General features: G+C 72.7%; 17 protein-coding genes and 1 pseudogene. 6 read left to right on the top strand and 12 right to left on the bottom strand.

The features are described 5' to 3' along the window. Positions 1–4 precede the first annotated feature (4 nt). The 10 genes from ACWD11_RS33005 to ACWD11_RS32960 all read right to left on the bottom strand — a co-directional run bounded on the left by ACWD11_RS33005 (position 5) and on the right by ACWD11_RS32960 (position 10,727). Positions 5–493 carry a molybdenum cofactor biosysynthesis protein gene (locus tag ACWD11_RS33005; protein ID WP_389420314.1) on the bottom strand — a complete coding sequence of 163 codons (489 nt, stop codon included), beginning with the start codon at positions 491–493 and terminating at the stop codon, positions 5–7. Between the two features lie 28 nt (positions 494–521). Then, a complete protein-coding gene (locus ACWD11_RS33000; protein WP_451287511.1) occupies positions 522–1,307 on the bottom strand; it encodes an endo alpha-1,4 polygalactosaminidase in 786 nt (261 codons plus the stop codon). Continuing rightward, positions 1,304–1,966 (bottom strand): spherulation-specific family 4 protein, encoded by a 663-nt coding sequence (locus ACWD11_RS32995; protein ID WP_451287509.1) that lies wholly within the window; start codon positions 1,964–1,966, stop codon positions 1,304–1,306. The genes ACWD11_RS33000 and ACWD11_RS32995 overlap by 4 nt, the downstream gene beginning before the upstream one ends. Continuing rightward, the gene (locus ACWD11_RS32990; protein ID WP_451287507.1) at positions 1,963–2,844 is read right to left on the bottom strand and encodes an NAD-dependent epimerase/dehydratase family protein; all 882 of its coding nucleotides are present in this window, start codon (positions 2,842–2,844) and stop codon (positions 1,963–1,965) included. The genes ACWD11_RS32995 and ACWD11_RS32990 overlap by 4 nt, the downstream gene beginning before the upstream one ends. 7 nt (positions 2,845–2,851) lie before the next feature. Beyond that, positions 2,852–3,565: a nucleotidyltransferase family protein gene (locus tag ACWD11_RS32985; RefSeq protein WP_451287505.1), complete on the bottom strand. Its 714-nt coding sequence runs from the start codon at positions 3,563–3,565 to the stop codon at positions 2,852–2,854. Positions 3,566–3,603: 38 nt separating this feature from the next. Continuing rightward, entirely contained in the window at positions 3,604–4,605 is a 1,002-nt protein-coding gene (locus tag ACWD11_RS32980) for a GDP-mannose 4,6-dehydratase (RefSeq protein ID WP_451287503.1), read from the bottom strand. Between the two features lie 42 nt (positions 4,606–4,647). Then, positions 4,648–6,003: a hypothetical protein gene (locus tag ACWD11_RS32975; RefSeq protein ID WP_389420320.1), complete on the bottom strand. Its 1,356-nt coding sequence runs from the start codon at positions 6,001–6,003 to the stop codon at positions 4,648–4,650. After that, entirely contained in the window at positions 6,000–7,490 is a 1,491-nt protein-coding gene (gene pelF, locus ACWD11_RS32970; RefSeq protein ID WP_451287501.1) for a GT4 family glycosyltransferase PelF, read from the bottom strand. Before pelF ends, ACWD11_RS32975 begins: the two co-directional genes overlap by 4 nt. 84 nt (positions 7,491–7,574) lie before the next feature. Then, on the bottom strand, positions 7,575–9,698 hold the full coding sequence (locus ACWD11_RS32965; protein WP_451287499.1) for a hypothetical protein: 2,124 nt from the start codon (positions 9,696–9,698) through the stop codon (positions 7,575–7,577). A 384-nt stretch (positions 9,699–10,082) separates the two neighbouring features. Continuing rightward, on the bottom strand, positions 10,083–10,727 hold the full coding sequence (locus ACWD11_RS32960) for a lipoprotein (RefSeq protein ID WP_389420323.1): 645 nt from the start codon (positions 10,725–10,727) through the stop codon (positions 10,083–10,085). A 102-nt stretch (positions 10,728–10,829) separates the two neighbouring features. On the opposite strand from ACWD11_RS32960, the gene ACWD11_RS32955 reads away from it, so the two are divergent. Together ACWD11_RS32955 and ACWD11_RS32950 are read left to right on the top strand one after the other, a co-directional pair. Next, a complete protein-coding gene (locus ACWD11_RS32955; RefSeq protein WP_389420324.1) occupies positions 10,830–11,348 on the top strand; it encodes a hypothetical protein in 519 nt (172 codons plus the stop codon). Then, the gene (locus tag ACWD11_RS32950) at positions 11,345–11,827 is read left to right on the top strand and encodes an N-acetyltransferase family protein (protein WP_451287496.1); all 483 of its coding nucleotides are present in this window, start codon (positions 11,345–11,347) and stop codon (positions 11,825–11,827) included. Before ACWD11_RS32955 ends, ACWD11_RS32950 begins: the two co-directional genes overlap by 4 nt. On the opposite strand, the gene ACWD11_RS32945 is transcribed toward ACWD11_RS32950, so the two are convergent. Further along, complete coding sequence (locus tag ACWD11_RS32945) at positions 11,794–12,144, bottom strand: MarR family transcriptional regulator (RefSeq protein WP_389420326.1); 351 nt, start codon at positions 12,142–12,144, stop codon at positions 11,794–11,796. The two genes, ACWD11_RS32950 and ACWD11_RS32945, sit on opposite strands and share 34 nt — an antisense overlap. Before the next feature lie 129 nt (positions 12,145–12,273). Between ACWD11_RS32945 and ACWD11_RS32940 the strand changes: the two genes are divergently transcribed. Then, on the top strand, positions 12,274–12,960 hold the full coding sequence (locus ACWD11_RS32940) for an ANTAR domain-containing protein (protein WP_389420327.1): 687 nt from the start codon (positions 12,274–12,276) through the stop codon (positions 12,958–12,960). A 76-nt stretch (positions 12,961–13,036) separates the two neighbouring features. Continuing rightward, positions 13,037–13,222 (top strand): CsbD family protein, encoded by a 186-nt coding sequence (locus ACWD11_RS32935; RefSeq protein WP_389420328.1) that lies wholly within the window; start codon positions 13,037–13,039, stop codon positions 13,220–13,222. A 30-nt stretch (positions 13,223–13,252) separates the two neighbouring features. On the opposite strand, the gene ACWD11_RS32930 is transcribed toward ACWD11_RS32935, so the two are convergent. Then, positions 13,253–14,395: an acyltransferase family protein gene (locus ACWD11_RS32930; protein WP_451287564.1), complete on the bottom strand. Its 1,143-nt coding sequence runs from the start codon at positions 14,393–14,395 to the stop codon at positions 13,253–13,255. Between the two features lie 254 nt (positions 14,396–14,649). Between ACWD11_RS32930 and ACWD11_RS32925 the strand changes: the two genes are divergently transcribed. Beyond that, positions 14,650–15,102 (top strand): flavodoxin family protein, encoded by a 453-nt coding sequence (locus ACWD11_RS32925; RefSeq protein WP_389420329.1) that lies wholly within the window; start codon positions 14,650–14,652, stop codon positions 15,100–15,102. A 67-nt stretch (positions 15,103–15,169) separates the two neighbouring features. Beyond that, positions 15,170–15,406, top strand: a pseudogene (locus tag ACWD11_RS32920) (hypothetical protein); the annotation flags it as partial.

Genomic DNA, 15,406 nt, shown 5'->3' with positions numbered 1-15,406 from the left:
CGGGCTACTCGTCCAGCACCCGCAAGACCGCCTCCCCGACCTCCAGCACACCGTCCGACAGCGGAGTGCCCCGCACCCCGCCCTTGCCGCGCAGCGCCCGCTGGGCCCCCGGGCCGATCGTGACGTCCATCCAGGCGCACGGCCGGGCGGGGCGCTTCAGGGCGAAGGTCACCGGGCCCGTACCGCAGTCGAGGCTGATGACCGAGCCGGCGAGGGAGTCGATGTCGACGCCCCGCAGCAGGACGTTGCGGCGGGTGTGCCGCAGGTCGGTGCCGGCCGGCAGGTTCTCCTCGGCCATCAGGGTCACCGAGGCGTTCCGGTGGGCCCGCTGCCCGTAGTACCGGTCGCCGACCAGTCCGAGCCCCTCGCGGACCTCCGCCCGCCGGACGAGTTCCCCGGCCGGTTCAGGCCCGGCGCCGTCCGCGGGGCGCCCTGCGAGCCGGTGGACGGGCGACACCAGCAGCTGCACCACATGGACGATCACCTCGGTCATGCGCTCACCCTACGGAGGGCCGCCCGCCTCAGCACGGCGCCCGCCACACCCCTAGTTCCGGCTTCTTCCGCATCGACGACAGCTCCAGCCGGCGCGAGTCGGGGCAGAAGGCGGCGGCCGGTTCGGAGTACTCCACATGGAAGACGGCCTTGCCCGCCGCGATGAACGGCGTCAGCTCCCCGCACTCGTCGTACTGGGCGCACTCCTCGTTGACCGCGAAGTCGAAGTGCCGCACCAGTGCGGGGATTTGGGGAAGGTCGTTCTTGAGCCCGACGGACAGGCCGCGCCGGTGGGCGAGGTCCGCGATCAGGCGGTTGTACCGGAGCTGATCGCGCGCGGTGAGCGGGAACCCGGTGTCGTTGCCGTACCCCTCCATCAGATCGGGCTCGACGGCGTCGAAGCCCTTGTCGCGGCACATGTCGAAGCGGCGCTCCATGAGGGGCCGGAGCACGGACACCCGACGGATGTCCAGCCAGCGCTCGCCCTTCCAGCCGTTGGGGCGGCCGAGCACCGAGGCGGGGAAGTCCGCCCGGTCGGGGCGGAAGTCCTCCCAGGCGCCGACGTTGACGTAGCAGATGACCTTGCGCCCGTCGCGGTGCAGCCGGGCCACGTCGGCCGCGGAGTTCTCGAAGCCGTCGATGTCGTAGACCGGCACGTCGACCGACGGGTCCACGGGGCCGTCGAGCTGCCACTGCCAGGCCAGCCCGGGCCGTGGCTGCCACCGGGGCGCCCCGGCGCGGTCCTCGTCCGCCCCCGAGCACCCGGTGAGCGCCGCCAGCGTCACGAGCACCACGGCCCAGGCCGCCCGCCTCACCCCGCCGCCCCCGACAGCGCGGGCGTCAACCCCGCCCAGGGATTGGGCTGTTCACCCGTCACGGGGCCCGACACCGCCGCCCCACGCTCGTGCGCGGTCCGCACGGCCAACGGCACCAGCGCCTGCGGCACCCCGTACACCAGATGGCAGAACCGTTCGGCGGGCTGCCGTGTGGTCCAGGCCGGGCGGGTGAAGGCCGAGACGTACGTCGACCAGTGGCCCTCGAAGGTGACCGTCAGATCGGCGAGGCGAGTGTAGCCGGGCGCCGGATGGACGCCCGGATTGAGCACCACGGTCCCGGCGCCCGCCCGCCGCACCGAGCGCACCAGCTTCCGGCAGTCGGACAGCCCGGCCCGCTCCGCCGGCACCCGGTCCAGGAAGCAGCCGTCGGCCGCGTACCACTCCCGGTGCCGGCGCATGTCGTCGACGACGTCGGCGGGGTCGCGGCGCCCGTACGCCGTGTCCGCGTACCCGAGCAGCCGGGCGCCCGCGGTGCGCAGCGCGTCGGCCGCCGCCGTGAACGCCGGATCGGGCTCCCGGCCCGGTCCGCTGGCCGGGTTGAGGATCACCGCGTAGGTGTGGGCGGCGCCCGAGATCAGCCGGTGCCAGGCGCCCGGATCCTCGGCCGGATGGACGTACAGCGGAATGAGCAGGCTCACGGTGTTCGTCCGCTCTCCCACAGGGCGCCCAGGGAATCCGCCAGCGAGTGGACCGGCCGCCAGCCGAGCACCCGGTGCGCGGCGGTGATGTCCGAGCACTGCCAGGACACCTGTGCCGAGCGGGCCGAGCTGGGCGCGGACTCCTCGACGCGGCCGCGGAAGTCCGCCAGTCCGGCCAGTCCGTGCACGAGGTCGCGGACCGGGACCGCCGTTCCGCCGCCGATGTTGAGCACGCCAGGCAGGGGCCCCTCCGCGGTCACCGCGAGCGCCACGGCCCGGGCCACATCGCGTACGTCGACGAAGTCGCGGTGGGCCGACAGGTCGCCGAGCCTCAGCACCGGGCCCGGTTCGCGCAGCAGGGCGGCGACCCGGCCGGGCAGACCGGCCGGCGGCGCCCCGGGCCCCACCGGGTTGCCCACCCGGAGGACCACCGCGTCCAGCCCCGAGGCGGTCACCGCGGCGGTGCCCGCGAGCTTGGTCGCGCCGTAGGGGCCGACCGGGCTGGTCGGGGCCGACTCCGTGACCCGGGAGCCGGGGGCGCCGGGGCCGTACTCGGCGGCCGAGCCCAGATGGACCAGACGCGCGGCCGGGGCCGCCGCCCGCAGCGCCGCGCACAGGACGGCCGGTCCCCGGGTGTTGACCTCGGCGAGGGTGAGGGTGTCGCCGGCGACGGCGCCCGCGCAGTTGACCACGGCGTCGGGAGCCGCCGAGGCGAGGGTCTTCGCCAGCCGTTCGGGGTCGGCCGAGGCGAGGTCGATGTGATGGTCGGCGTCGGACGAGCGGCCGCCGCCGAGCACCCGCGTGCCCGGCAGGGCCCGCAGTCGCTCGGCGACATGGCCGCCCAGATAGCCGGTGAAGCCCAGGACGAGGATGCGCATGGGGTGCTCAGGCTCCCTTGAGCAGAAGCGACTTGCGGCTGGTGAACTCCGCGTTCGCCCGGTCGTAGTCGTCGGGGCGGCCGATGTCCAGCCAGTACCCCTCGAACTCGTAGGCGTGCGGGGGCCGGCCCGCGGCCAGCAGATCCAGGACGAGCTCGTCGAAGCCGAGCGGCAGCCCCGGGGTGTAGGCGTCGAGCGTGTCGCGGGACAGGCCGTAGACGCCCATGGAGACGCGGTAGTCCATGCTCGGCTTCTCGGTGAAGGCGACCACCTTGCTGGCGTCGGTGGTCAGCACCCCGAAGTCGATGAGCACCTTGCGGGCGTAGGTGGCGATGGTCAGCGGCGCCCCCGAGTCCCGGTGCCGGTGCAGTACGTCGGCGTAGTCGAGGTCGGTGAGGATGTCGCCGTTCATCACCAGGAAGGTCTCCGGCAGTTGGTCGCGCAGCGTCAGCAGCGGGCCCATCGTGCCGAGGGGGCTTTCCTCGGTGGCGTAGGTGACCTGCATGCCCCACTGGGTGCCGTCGCCGACATAGGCGCGGATGATCTCCCCGAGGTGGCCGATGGCGAGGGTGCAGTGGGTGAAGCCGGAGGCCGACAGCTGGCGCAGCACGATCTCCAGGATGGCGTGCTGGTCGCCGATGGGGACGAGCGGCTTGGGCAGGGCCGTGGTGTAGGGCAGCAGCCGGACGCCCTTGCCACCTGCCAGGATCACTGCGTGCATGGTGACTGCTCCTTCATGGAACGTCGTGGTGGAGGGTGTCAGATGTTGTAGATGCCGGTCTTGTAGCGGGCCAGGTTGGCGGGGTCGCGGAAGAACTCCACGGTGCGGGCGAGGCCTTCCTCCAAGGTGTGCGCGGGCTCCCAGCCGGTCGCCGCGGCGAGCCGGGACGCGTCCGCCACCAGCCGCATCACCTCCGAGGCGGCGGGCCGCAGCCGCTCGGTGTCCTCGCGGACGTCGAGGGCGGTGTCCATCACCTTGCCGATCAGCGCGACCAGGTCACCGACCGAGATCTCGCCGCCCGTACCGGCGTTGAAGGTGCGCCCCACCACCTGCCCGGCGGGCGCGGTGCCCACCGTGAGGAACGCCTGGGCGGTGTCCTTGACGTAGGTGAAGTCGCGGGTGGGTCGCAGATCGCCGAGGGTGATCGTCCGTTCTCCGGCGGCCACTTGACCGATCACGGTGGGAATCACCGCCCGCATCGACTGCCGGGGGCCGAAGGTGTTGAACGGGCGCAGGGTCACCACGGGGGTGCTGAAACTCGCGTGGTAGCTGTCGGCGAGCCGGTCCCCGCCCGCCTTCGAAGCGGCGTACGGCGACTGGGTGTTGATCGGGTGGTCCTCGGTGATCGGCACGGTCCGCGCGGTGCCGTAGGTCTCGCTGGTGGAGGTGTGCACCAGCCGGGGTGTGCCCAGGGTGCGGACGGCCTCCAGCACGTTGAGGGTGCCGGTCACGTTCGTGTCCACGTAACTGTGCGGCGCCTGGTAGGAGTACGGGATCGCGATGAGCGCGGCCAGGTGGTAGGCGCAGTCGGCGCCCTCCAGCAGGCCGCGCACGGAGCCGGGGTCGCGGACGTCGCCGAGGACGATCTCGACGTGGTCCAGGACGTCCGGCGGCAGGGTCTCCAGCCAGCCGTAGGAGGAGAAGGAGTTGTACTGGGCCATCGCCCTGACCCGGTGGCCGGTGGCGACGAGCGCCTCGGTGAGGTGGGAGCCGATGAAGCCTTCGGCTCCGGTGACGGCGGCGAGCGGTGCGGAGGTCAACTCGTGGGTCCTTCCGGTGGGTTGCGGCGAGCCGCGGTGGGTTCAGACATGCGGGGCGGGTCGGCCGAGCGTCCACAGCACGCAGACCGTGAGACACAGGGCGGCCGAGCCGTAGGCCAGGGGGAGGTGCTGCGGGGGCGCGGCGCCGGCGCAGGCCGCCGCGGTCAGGCAGATCACCGCGGGCGGCCAGGCGATGCCGAACGCCTGGAGCAGCAGCGCCGTCCACAAGGCGGCCGCGAGCGGCAGCAGCGCCGCCGGATCGCTGCCGGTGAGCAGGGCGGCGGGCGCCAGGGGCAGGAGGTAGGCGAGCAGGCACAGGCCGAGGACACCGGCCGAGCGCCACTGGAACGCGGCCGGGGTCGCGGCGGCCCGCAGCGCGCCGACGGACAGTCCCCGGTAGCGGTACAGCAGCCACTCGGCGGGACCCATGGAGACGGTCAGCGCGATCACCGCGTACGGGTGCTGCCGTCCCGCCGACAGCACCAGGATCGCGGCGGCGAGGCCGAACAGGCCGTAGGGCAGGGACCGGTGCGCCGGCGGCGGGGGAGTGGCGGGGCCGGGTGGCGTGGCGAGGGCGGTGCGCAGGGTGTGCGCGGTGACGGCGAGCGTGGCGAGCAGCGCCAGCAGGGGCAGCCCGGCGCGCAGCTCCGGGCCCGGCTCCCACCAGGGCAGCACCGCGGACCCGGCGACCAGCGGGGAGAGCGCGGCCAGCAGCAGCCACTCCGCGCCGAGGACCAGCAGCACGCCCGCCGCGGCCAGATAGGCCGACTGCGCGGCCGCCACCAGGGTCACCGGTCCGCCCTGCGCGGGCACCGCGGCGCAGGCCGTCGCCCCGAGCGCGCCCAGCGGGGCGCCCAGGAGCAGCGTGCGGCCCGCCTCCCGACGGCCGGTCGCCCGGCGCAGATGGGCCCGGTGGCCCAGGGCCTGTCCCCACGCCCAGGAGACCAGCCCGGCCACGATCAGCGCGTAGGCGTGAGCGGTGGCGTGCCACAGAGGGGCGGCGAGCAGATAAGCGAGCCCCGGCAGCGCGAAGAGCACCCCGCGCAGCAGGCAGCGCACATGGTCCGGGCGCCAGGGGTCGGACGTCGGCGCGGGCTCGGGGAAGACCCGGGGGACCCGCTCGTACAGGGCCGAGGCGAGCGAGAAGATGTCCGGATGCCCGTACCGCTCCTTCACCACCGCGGCGGTCAGGCCCTCCGACTCCAGCAGCGCGGCCACCTCGTACGGATGGACCGCGGGCCCGATGCGGTCGGCGAGCTCGGCCGCCAGCCCGTCGACCTCGCCGCGCCGCGTCCCGCGGTCCGGGAGGCGCAGTGCGAGCGTGGTGTCGGCGGCCAGGCGCAGCGCGAGGGTGTCCTGCTCCGTGCCGCCCGGTTCGAGTGCCATGGGCCCGCTCACAGCGCCAGGCTCCGTACCGGTTCCGGGGCGGGCGTCAAAGCCCGTCCCGCATCGGGCAGTTCCTGGTAGATGGCGCGGAAGGTGTCGATGGTGCGGCGCAGGGTGAACTGCTCGATCACCCGCAGCCGCGCCGCCTCTCCCATCGCCGCCCGTCGCTGCGGGGCGCGCAGCAGCTCCAGCGCGGCGGCGGCCATCGCCGCCGGGTCCCGCGGCGGTACCACGAGCCCGGTGTCGCCGACGGCCTCCCGCACCCCGCCCACATCGGTGGAGACGGTCGCCCGGCCGCACGACATCGCCTCGATCAGCGTGAACGGGAAGCCCTCGCTGATGCTGGACAGCATCACCACGGTCCCCGCTGCGTAGGCGTCCTTGATGTCGTCGACGCGCCCCTCGAAGGTGACCGCGTCCGCGTGCCCCAACTCGGCGGCCAGCGCCTCGCACCGCTCCCGGTACGCCTCGCCACCACGGGGCGTACCGCCGAACAACCGCAGCCGGGCGGCGGGCAGTTGGGCGCGTACGAGGGAGAAGGCCCGGATGAGGGTCTCCAGGTCCTTGATCGGGTCCACGCGGCCCGCCCAGCTGAGGGTGAGCCCTTCCGGTTCAGGCCCGGCGGGCGGGAAGGCCGCCGGGTCCACGCCGTTGTAGACGGTCCGGATCGACTCCGGCGCCGCACCGCCCTGCTCCTCCCACAGCCGGTTGTAGCGGTTGCCCGGTGTGATCAGGGCCGCCCGGCGGTAGGCCTCCTCCGCCAGCAGCCGGAAGAAGCCCAGCACGACCGCCTTCACCGGCCAGCGGTAGGGGGCGGTGCGGTAGCCGAGGTAGCGCTCGCGCAGATAGACGCCGTGCTCGGTCAGCAGCAGCGGCACGCCGTAACGTTCCAGCGCGGCCAGTCCGGGCAGCACGGCGACGCCTCCGCTCACCGCGTGGGTGACCCCGCCGCTCGGCACCGGAGCGGTCAGCGGGCGCAGCGCGTGCTCCAGCAGCGCGGTGGCGGTGAGCGCGTCCTGCAGGGAGGGCCGGGCCTCCCGTACGACGAGGCCGGGCCGGTTCCACACGGAGGCCAGCACGGCAACCGCCCGGTCACCGCGGAGGAAAGGGCTGAGCGTGCCGTCCGCGGCGGCCCGCGCCATCGTGTACAGCGCCGGTGCGAAGCCGTCCTCGGCGCAGGGGTCGACGAGCGCGGTGAGGAACCGCTCGTAGGCGGCGGCGAGGCGGCGGCGGGCGCGTCCGCGGGGCGGGTCGCCCTGCGGCGGGGCGCCCCACATCGGGACCGACCAGAGCTGGGACACGTGGGCGGGCAGCTCCCACACCAGGGGTTCGTGACCGGTGCCGGTGACGGCGATGACGTCGAAGTCCAGGTCGGGCATGCCGGTGACGAGCTGGTCGCACCAGACGCTCACGCCTCCGTGGCTGTGCGGGTAGGTGCCCTCGGTGAGCAGGGTGACGCGCGTCGCGTCCGAGCGTCGCGCGCCGCGGGGATCGTGCATCGGTGTGCTCCACGGCCGAAGTGTGGGGTGGTCGTGCCGGCCCCGGCCGCGGACGGGCGGCCGGGACCTTCGATCGGTACGCCGTCAGGTCGCCGGGGCGTACGGGACCTGCTCCCTGACCCCCGCCGGGACCTCGGTGCCGGGCGCCGGGTCCGTGACCGGTGCCGGGGCGCCGGTGCCGGCCGGGGTGGCGGCGGGCACCGGCAGGGCGAGGGTGAGGGCGGTGCCCGTGGAGGGCGTCCAGCCGGAGCGCCCGCTTGCGTAGGGCTCGCCGAAGGCGGCGCCGGCCAGGGTGGTGCCGGTGGGCAGGGTCGCGGTGACCGCGACCCCGTCCGGTGCCTCGACGGTCACCGTCTCGCCGATGCGGTAGGCGGTCACCCGGCCGTCGCCGAGCGCGGCCCGCCAGGCGGCGCGGCGCTGGAGTTCGACGCCGACCTCCTTCATCCGCGGGTTCAGGACGGGGGTGTCGGCGGCGAACAGCGCCTCGTAGCCGTCGAGTACGCCGCTGAGCACCGGATAGGCGATGCGGTCCTCGGCGAGGTTGGACTGGTGGATGAAGTGCGGTCGCGGGTCGCCCGCGAGGACATGGCCGAGGGCCGTCCGGGTCTCCAGCGGCACGATGTACCGCGCGTAACCGGTGGCCGTGTCCAGCGGCTCGGTGAGGCAGGTGGACGTCGCCGGATCGTCCTCGCACATGCCGCTGCCGCCCTGGGCGCGGCTGGTGTAGATCCAGTTGTACTCGTCGACCTGCTCGGTGGTCCGGCCCGCGTTGTAGAAGACGTTCATCGGGTGGCGGGGCACGGTGGCGGCCGGGCCGACCTGCCGCTGCTGCGGCTCACGGGAGTTGTCCGAGGCGAGCCAGGCGACGCCGGTGTCGGCGAGGGCGGGCGCGAGGTGGGGGTTGTCGGCGGTCTGCTGCGGCAGCACTCGCGTCCCCGAGTGCTCGCCGGTCACCAACTCGCCGTTCTCCAGGGGCAGTCCGGCGCCGGTGCCCCAGACCCGGTTGGTGGCGATCTCGTCGGCGACGGTGGTGCGGCCGACCCAGCGGACGGTGCCGTCGGCCTCCGTGGCGCACCGCCAGGGCACGACCGTGGTGTCCTGCTCGCAGCCGAGGAAGGCATGCGTGTAGGTGTGGTTGATCCAGCGGAACCGGGCGCGGTCGGCGAGGAACCGGTCGGTGAGCGGATCGGCGCCGCCGTTGTCCTCACGGTGCTCGACGCTGCCGGCGCCGTTGTAGGCCAGGTCCAGGGTGAAGCCGTGGCCGTCCTGCCAGTCGGTGGCGTGGGTGACGTCCGCGGGGGTCATCCGGATCGGATCGGGGGTGCCCGCCCCTTCGGGACAGTCGACGTCCCCGGGCGTGCAGTTCAGCTCCGTGTTCCAGCGGTCGTCGGCGGCGAACACGTCGTCCACGTGCACGGCGAAGTAGTGCTTCGACGCGCCCAGGTGTACCCCGCCCGTCATCCACTCCACGATCCCGCGGGCCAGCAGCCGGAACTGCTGCTGGTGCTGGTTGTAGACGAAGGTGACGACGAGCTCGCGCCGCCCGTCGTGCCGGTACTCACCCACCAGGGAGCCGCGCCGGGAGGTGCCGGGGATGGCCGCGTCGACGTACGGAGTGAAGTCGGCGCCCGCGACGGGCGTGGCGAGATAGGCGTAACTCTCCCCGACGGTGGGGGAGTTGTCCTCGAAGGGTACCGCGCCGTCGAGATAGCCGAAGGGCCCAGCGCGCCCGGCGTCCGTGACCTGCGCCCGTACCCCGTCCAGGCTCCCGGCGTAGCCGCCCTCGACCGGGTACTGGAGACCGGCCTCCGGACGCGCGTAGGTGTAGGCGTCGACCTGGGGAATGCGGTACGTCCGCTCATAGGCGGCCAGCGCCGCCATCTCGGCGGAGCCGGCCGCGAACGGGTTGTCGCTGGGCAGCACGACCGCCTGGAACTTGGCCCGCGGCCGCCCGTCGACGGTGTCGGCGAGCAAGTCCGCGTCGATGACCGGGCGGTCCGCCCGGGTCAGGTCGATCTCGGTGTACGGCGTCCCCGACACCTCCAGTTCGGCGGCGATCGCGTCCGTCGACGGACCGCCGTCGCTGACGACCAGCACCCGCAGATCGACGCGGGGCGCGCTGTCGGCGTGGGCCGCTCCGGCCGGCGGGCCGAGCGCGGCGATGAGCGCGCCCACCGTCGCCACGGTGGTGCATAAGATCCGCTTCATGCGGCTTTGTCCCCTCCCCGGGCAGGGGTGAGTGCTGCTCGCACGGAGCGGACGCACCCCCTTGCGCGACGCCGTGCCCCCCTCAGTAGCCGGTCGCCGACGCATCCGTCGCGTCACATGGTGGTGCCTCTGTGTAGCTTCAGCGGTCGCCTTGCGAAACATGACGGAAAAGCGCAGGTGTCCAACTGGTCGCGAACGAGCGGATTATGACGCCCCGGGGGTGGCTGGAGGAGTGGTGCTGCCGGGGTGGGAAGTGGCTCGAGTGCTGGCCGGGGGCCTGCACGGCACTCCGGCGGGCCGACCGGGTCCGCCCGGGCCACTGCCGGAGGTCTGGACCACTCGGGGATGTCGAGCGCAGACCGGTTCCGGTCATCAGGGCGGGACCTACTCGGCCCGGCCCGGCCGCAGGGTCTTCCTGGCCAGCTCGTAAGCGGGCAGCATCGCCCGGTGCTCCTCGGTGTCCAGCCCGCCGAGGTGCAGGACGACCGGCCCCTGGGCGGTGGTGACGGCAAGGGCCCTCTCCTCCTTGCTTTCCTCCAGGAACTCGTCGCTGTACCGGTACGTCACTTCCGCACCGGCGAGACCGCCCGCGGTGAAGGTGCCGTACTTCTCCTTGCTCACCCCGCTCTGGGCGGCCACGAAGGCCTCCAGGACGGTACGGGCGTCGTCGTCGCCGGGTTCGCCGGTCCACGCCCGCAGGAAGCCGATGCTGCCCGCCGGTTTGGCGTCGACCTCGCAGACCAGGGCGACCGGCCCCTGCCGCAGCACCGCGTCGGCGATCTCCTGCGACACCTCGTCGTCGTCGCCGACGGCCTCCGCCGTCCACTCCTCGGCGATGTCGAACGTGACCGGCAACGCGCAGGGCGAACCCGCACCTCCGACGGAGCCCCCGCTGCGCACGGCGGCTGCCGCCGCCCGGGTCGCGGACGAACCGTCCGACGGCCGCGAGCCGTTGTCCCCCGCCCCCGACGAACAACCCGCCACCAGCACGGCCAGCACCGCAGCACACACCGCTCGACGCCCCACCACTTCGCTCTCCCCTCACCGGCCCGGCGGCACAGAGTAACCGAGGCCGCACCCCCACTGACCGGGCCACTTCTGGTGGGACCAGAGGCAAGGCATGATGATGTGGTGACGGACACCGATGTAAAGCTGATCCCTGGCCACGCGGCCGAGTTGCTCGCCCTGGCCGAGGGCCACCACGCCCGCACCGTGCGCCCGCTGGGCAGTCACGAGGTCGCCGGGCACGCCGTGAAGGCGTACGCGATCGAGGCGCCCGGACGCGCGGTGACGGAACAGGACGCACGCGCGGCGCTGCGGATCGCCGCCGGTCATCTGGCGGCGGCACAACTGCGCGGCTCCCTGGGCCTGTCCGTGCTCCTGCTGCATGCCGGCGGTGACGGCGACTACGTCCTCGTGCACACCTGGATCGAGGGCCACATGTCCGACCTCGCCGTCTTCACCGGCCCCGCCGGGGACATCGACGCGCTGCGGCCCGGCCGTACGGGCCTCGCGCCCTGCGTGTGGGAGGCCGCCGTGCTGGCCCATGAGCGGGACGCCTTCAGCCGTCACGTGCTGGACGGAGAGGACGACATCGAGGCCCGGCTGGCGGCCTGGCGCGCCGATGTGCTGGCGGGCGAGGTCCGTTGACCGCCACCGCCTCCGCACGCGTGCGGCACGCACGGCCCGCGGACCTGCCCGGCATCGCCGCCCTCGCGGCCGAACACGCCGCCTACGAAAAGGCGGTGGAGCCGCCCGCCGACCTGCCCCAGCGGCTGGAGAAGCTGCTGTTCGGGCAGGCGGATCCGCCGCGCCTGTCCGTGTTCGTCGCGGAACTCGGCGACGACCTCGTCGGGTACGCCTCCTGCGCCCCCGAGGTGTCCACCTGGGACGGCGACGAGTACCTCCACATGGACTGCCTGTTCCTCCGGTCCGGCCACCGCGGCCTGGGCATCGGCCCGATGCTCATGGCCGCCGTGGTCGCGGACGCACGGACCCGGGGACTCGACCGGATCCAGTGGCAGACGCCCTCGTGGAACACCGACGCGATCAGGTTCTACGACCGGCTCGGCGCCCGGGCCACGGAGAAGCTGCGCTACTCCCTGCTCCTGGACGTCGAGGCCGACTGAGGCGTCCCGGCACGGTCTGCCTCGTCCTGGACCAGCAGCGAGAGCAGCGACGCCACCGTCACGCCCGCCTCCGCCGGATGGCGCAGAACCATGCTGGGATCGATGCGGTACGTGTTGCTGCGGCCCTCCCGGGTGTGCGAGAGATATCCCGCTTGCTCCAGGTCGGCGATGATCTTCTGCACGGCCCGCTCGGTGAGTCGGCAGCGCACAGCGATATCGCGGATGCGGGCATTGCGGTCGTCGGCGATGGTGGCCAGGACCCGAGCGTGATTGGTCAGGAACGTCCATCCTGCGTGTGGTTCCGGAACTCCCTCCATGGCGCGATTGTACGGTTGGGCATTCACGTAATCAAAAACACGAACTGGATTTCATGTATCGCTTGACGTGTGAGCGCTTCCCGGTGACGCTGGTAGCGACAGACGGCAGTGATGACCGGGGAGGCGGTCATGGCAGAGGCGGTGTCGGCGGTGCGGTCGGCATACTCGCCGGAGATCCATCTCCGCCCCGACGGCGACCGCATGACGGTGGTCGTCCGAGGCGAGCTGGACCTCGACGGCGCCCCGGCGTTCGAGGGTGCCCTGCGCGAGGCCCTCACCCGCTCGATCCACGGCATCGACCTGGACCTGAGCGGCGTGCCGTTCTGCGACTGCTCCGCGCTCAACATCATGCTCGGCATACGGCACCGTGCGTTGCGCGAGGGCAAGACGGTCGTCCTGCGCTCCGCCGGACGCAGCGCCGAACGGCTCCTCACCCTGACCGGAATGCTGTCGCTGTTCGCCCCCGCGGACGAGGACGCCGAGGACTTCGAGCCGTCCCCGTCGCACCACGAGACCGAGGACGAGAGCATGCTGCAAGATCTGCGGATCGAGGTCGTCCAGCTGAGGCGGGCCATGCAGACCCGCCCCACCATCGATCTCGCCCGGGGCATCCTGATGGCCACCTTCGGCTTGAAGGCCGAGGATGCCTGGGAGGTCCTGGTCATGGCCTCCCAGAACACCAACACCAAGCTCCATCACCTGGCCCGCGACCTGGTGGCCACGGTCGGCGGAGAGCCGCTGAGCGAACCGCTGCAGAAGCAGGTGTCCGCCGCGGTCGCCGCTGTCGGCGAGCGCGCGGGGGCCGCTTCGCGGTAGCCCGGTTTACGTTGCCCGTGCCGGTTCACCCGTAGCGGAGCAGAAGTTTCCCGAGCACGGTGTGGGGTGACGCGTCATGGCGCGACAGCAGAAGAACAAGGCCAAGATGGAGCAGGCCAAGGGCAAGGCCAAGGAAGCGGCAGGCCGCGCGGTGGGCAATGAGCGGATGACGGCCGAAGGCCAGGCGGCACAGGCCAAGGGCGACGCCCGCCAGGCCAAGGAGAAGGTCAAGGACGCCGCGAAGGACGCCACCCGCCACTGATCGGCGCGGCGAGCGGCGGGCCGCCCGGTCTCAGCGGGACCGGGCGGCCTCCGCCGGATCACGCTTGAACGCCCAGTCCATCTTCGGCTCCATCACGAACCGGAACACCCGCCGCACCGGCGCCGTGCACAGGGCCGTCACGACCGCCCCGGCGACCAGCGTCGCGGCGATCTTCCCGAGCGGCTCGTGCACCGCGTCGATGTGGGACCAGTGCCAGTGATTGGCCGCCTGGATCACGAAACCGTGCAGGAGATAGCCGTACAGCGTGCCCGCGCCGAGGGCCGTGAACCACATGCCGCGCCTGGGCACCAGCGCCAGGAAGCACGTGACCAGGACCGCCGAGCAGGCGAACAGCACCAGCGTCATCACCGGCCCGTACCAGGCGGGCGCGGCCAGTTCCTCGGCACTGGTGCGGTGGAAGAACCACGCGTAGTTCATCCGCGGGACCGCCCAGTACGCCACCACGACCGCGCACAGGAACACGGGCACCGCCAGCATTCGCACCTCGCGGCGGCGCACCAGCGCGAAGTGCTCCGGCTTCAGCACCAGACCCAGCACGAAGTACGGCAGGAACTGCAACGCGCGCTGGAGGTCGAGGTCGTTGCCGATGGACGGCGACAGCGTGGCCAGCATCGCGACCACCAGCGCCAGCGGCAGCGGCCACCGGACGATCCGCCAGAACGGCGTGGTCAGCCGCCAGATGAACAACGCGGCGAGGAACCACGTCAGATACAGCGGATTCAGCAGGCTGATGTCGCGGTCCGGCTCGTTGTCCGTCCACCTGGTGAAGAAGGTGTAGGCCACCTCGAACACGACATAGGGGACGGCAACGCCGGTCACCAGCCGCTTGATACGGCCCGGGCTCGCGTCGAAGTTCCGCGAGAAGTAACCGGAGATGACGATGAACGCCGGCATGTGGAAGGCGTAGACCACCATGTACAGCGCGGTCACCGTCCGGCTGTCGTCCCGCAGCGGCTCCCAGGCGTGCCCCATCGCCACCAGCACGATGGCCAGGTACTTGGCGTTGTCGAAGAACGCGTCCCGCTCCTTGACCGACCGAGCGGGCCGTCCGGTCGGCGCGGAGGCGTCACCGTCCGGTGGCGCCTGGGCCTGTCCGAGGCTGCGCGTGGGCAGCGTTTGCTGCGCGATCCCATCCCGACGGAACCCAGACAGAGCGAAACACCTCTTAGGAGAGTTACCTGTGTGGCCCTTGTGCCGACACCCCGGACACCGTAGTCACGCAACCACAGCCGCGTAAACCCGGACGGTCATGATGTGACCGCCGTATCTTTTACGGCCGCAGTCGTGCGGGTACCACCGGCCGCGTGAGGTGAACGCACCACTTCGGGACAGGTGCACCGGTGCATAACCGGACGTACCTCCTCCGAAGTTGCGGGGGTACGTGACGGCACGGCAGGGTCGGTCGGGTGGCAACTCTGCTGATCGTGCACCACACGCCCTCGCCGCACTGCCAGGCGATGCTCGAGGCCGCCGTCTCCGGGGCGACCGCGCCCGAGATCGAGCACGTCCGTGTCGTCCGGCGCGCGGCCCTGTCCGCCACTGCCTCCGACGTCCTGGACGCCGACGCCTTCCTGCTCGGCACCCCGGCCAACCTCGGCTACATGTCCGGCGCCCTCAAGCACTTCTTCGACCAGGTCTACTACCCGTGCCTGGACGCCACCCGCGGGCGGCCCTTCGGCTACTACGTGCACGGCGGCAACGACGTCACCGGCGCGGTGCGCTCCATCGAGACCGTCACCACCGGGCTCGGCTGGCGGCGCGCCGCCGAGGCCGTGACGGTAACCGGCGAACCGACCAAAAAGGACATCGAAGCGTGCTGGGAGCTGGCTGCCACGCTCGCCGCCGGACTGATGGACTGACAAAGCGGGAAGCTACCGTGTGTGCGGTACCCCTTGTCCCCTCGCGTAGACCTGGGACGGCCTGCCCGTGCTCTCGGACTTCTCCTCGCTCATCGCGGCGACCGCCCGCTGGCTGACGAGCGCCTTCCCGCCCAACGGCGGCGCGCTCGCCGCCGCCCTCTGCGACGTACAGGCGCGCCAGGCCGTGACGGTCGCGGCCTGGCTGCGCTTCCCGACGCCGACGGATGCCGCTCTGGCGGGCATGGCCGGCTCCGGGGGCTCGGTCCGGCTGGACTGGATCACCGGCGTGGAGGGCGGCGGCGAG

The organism is Streptomyces sp. NPDC002776 (genome assembly GCF_053592195.1).
Note: the sequence above shows the minus strand (reverse complement) of the source record. Positions and strands in the feature narration are given on the sequence as shown.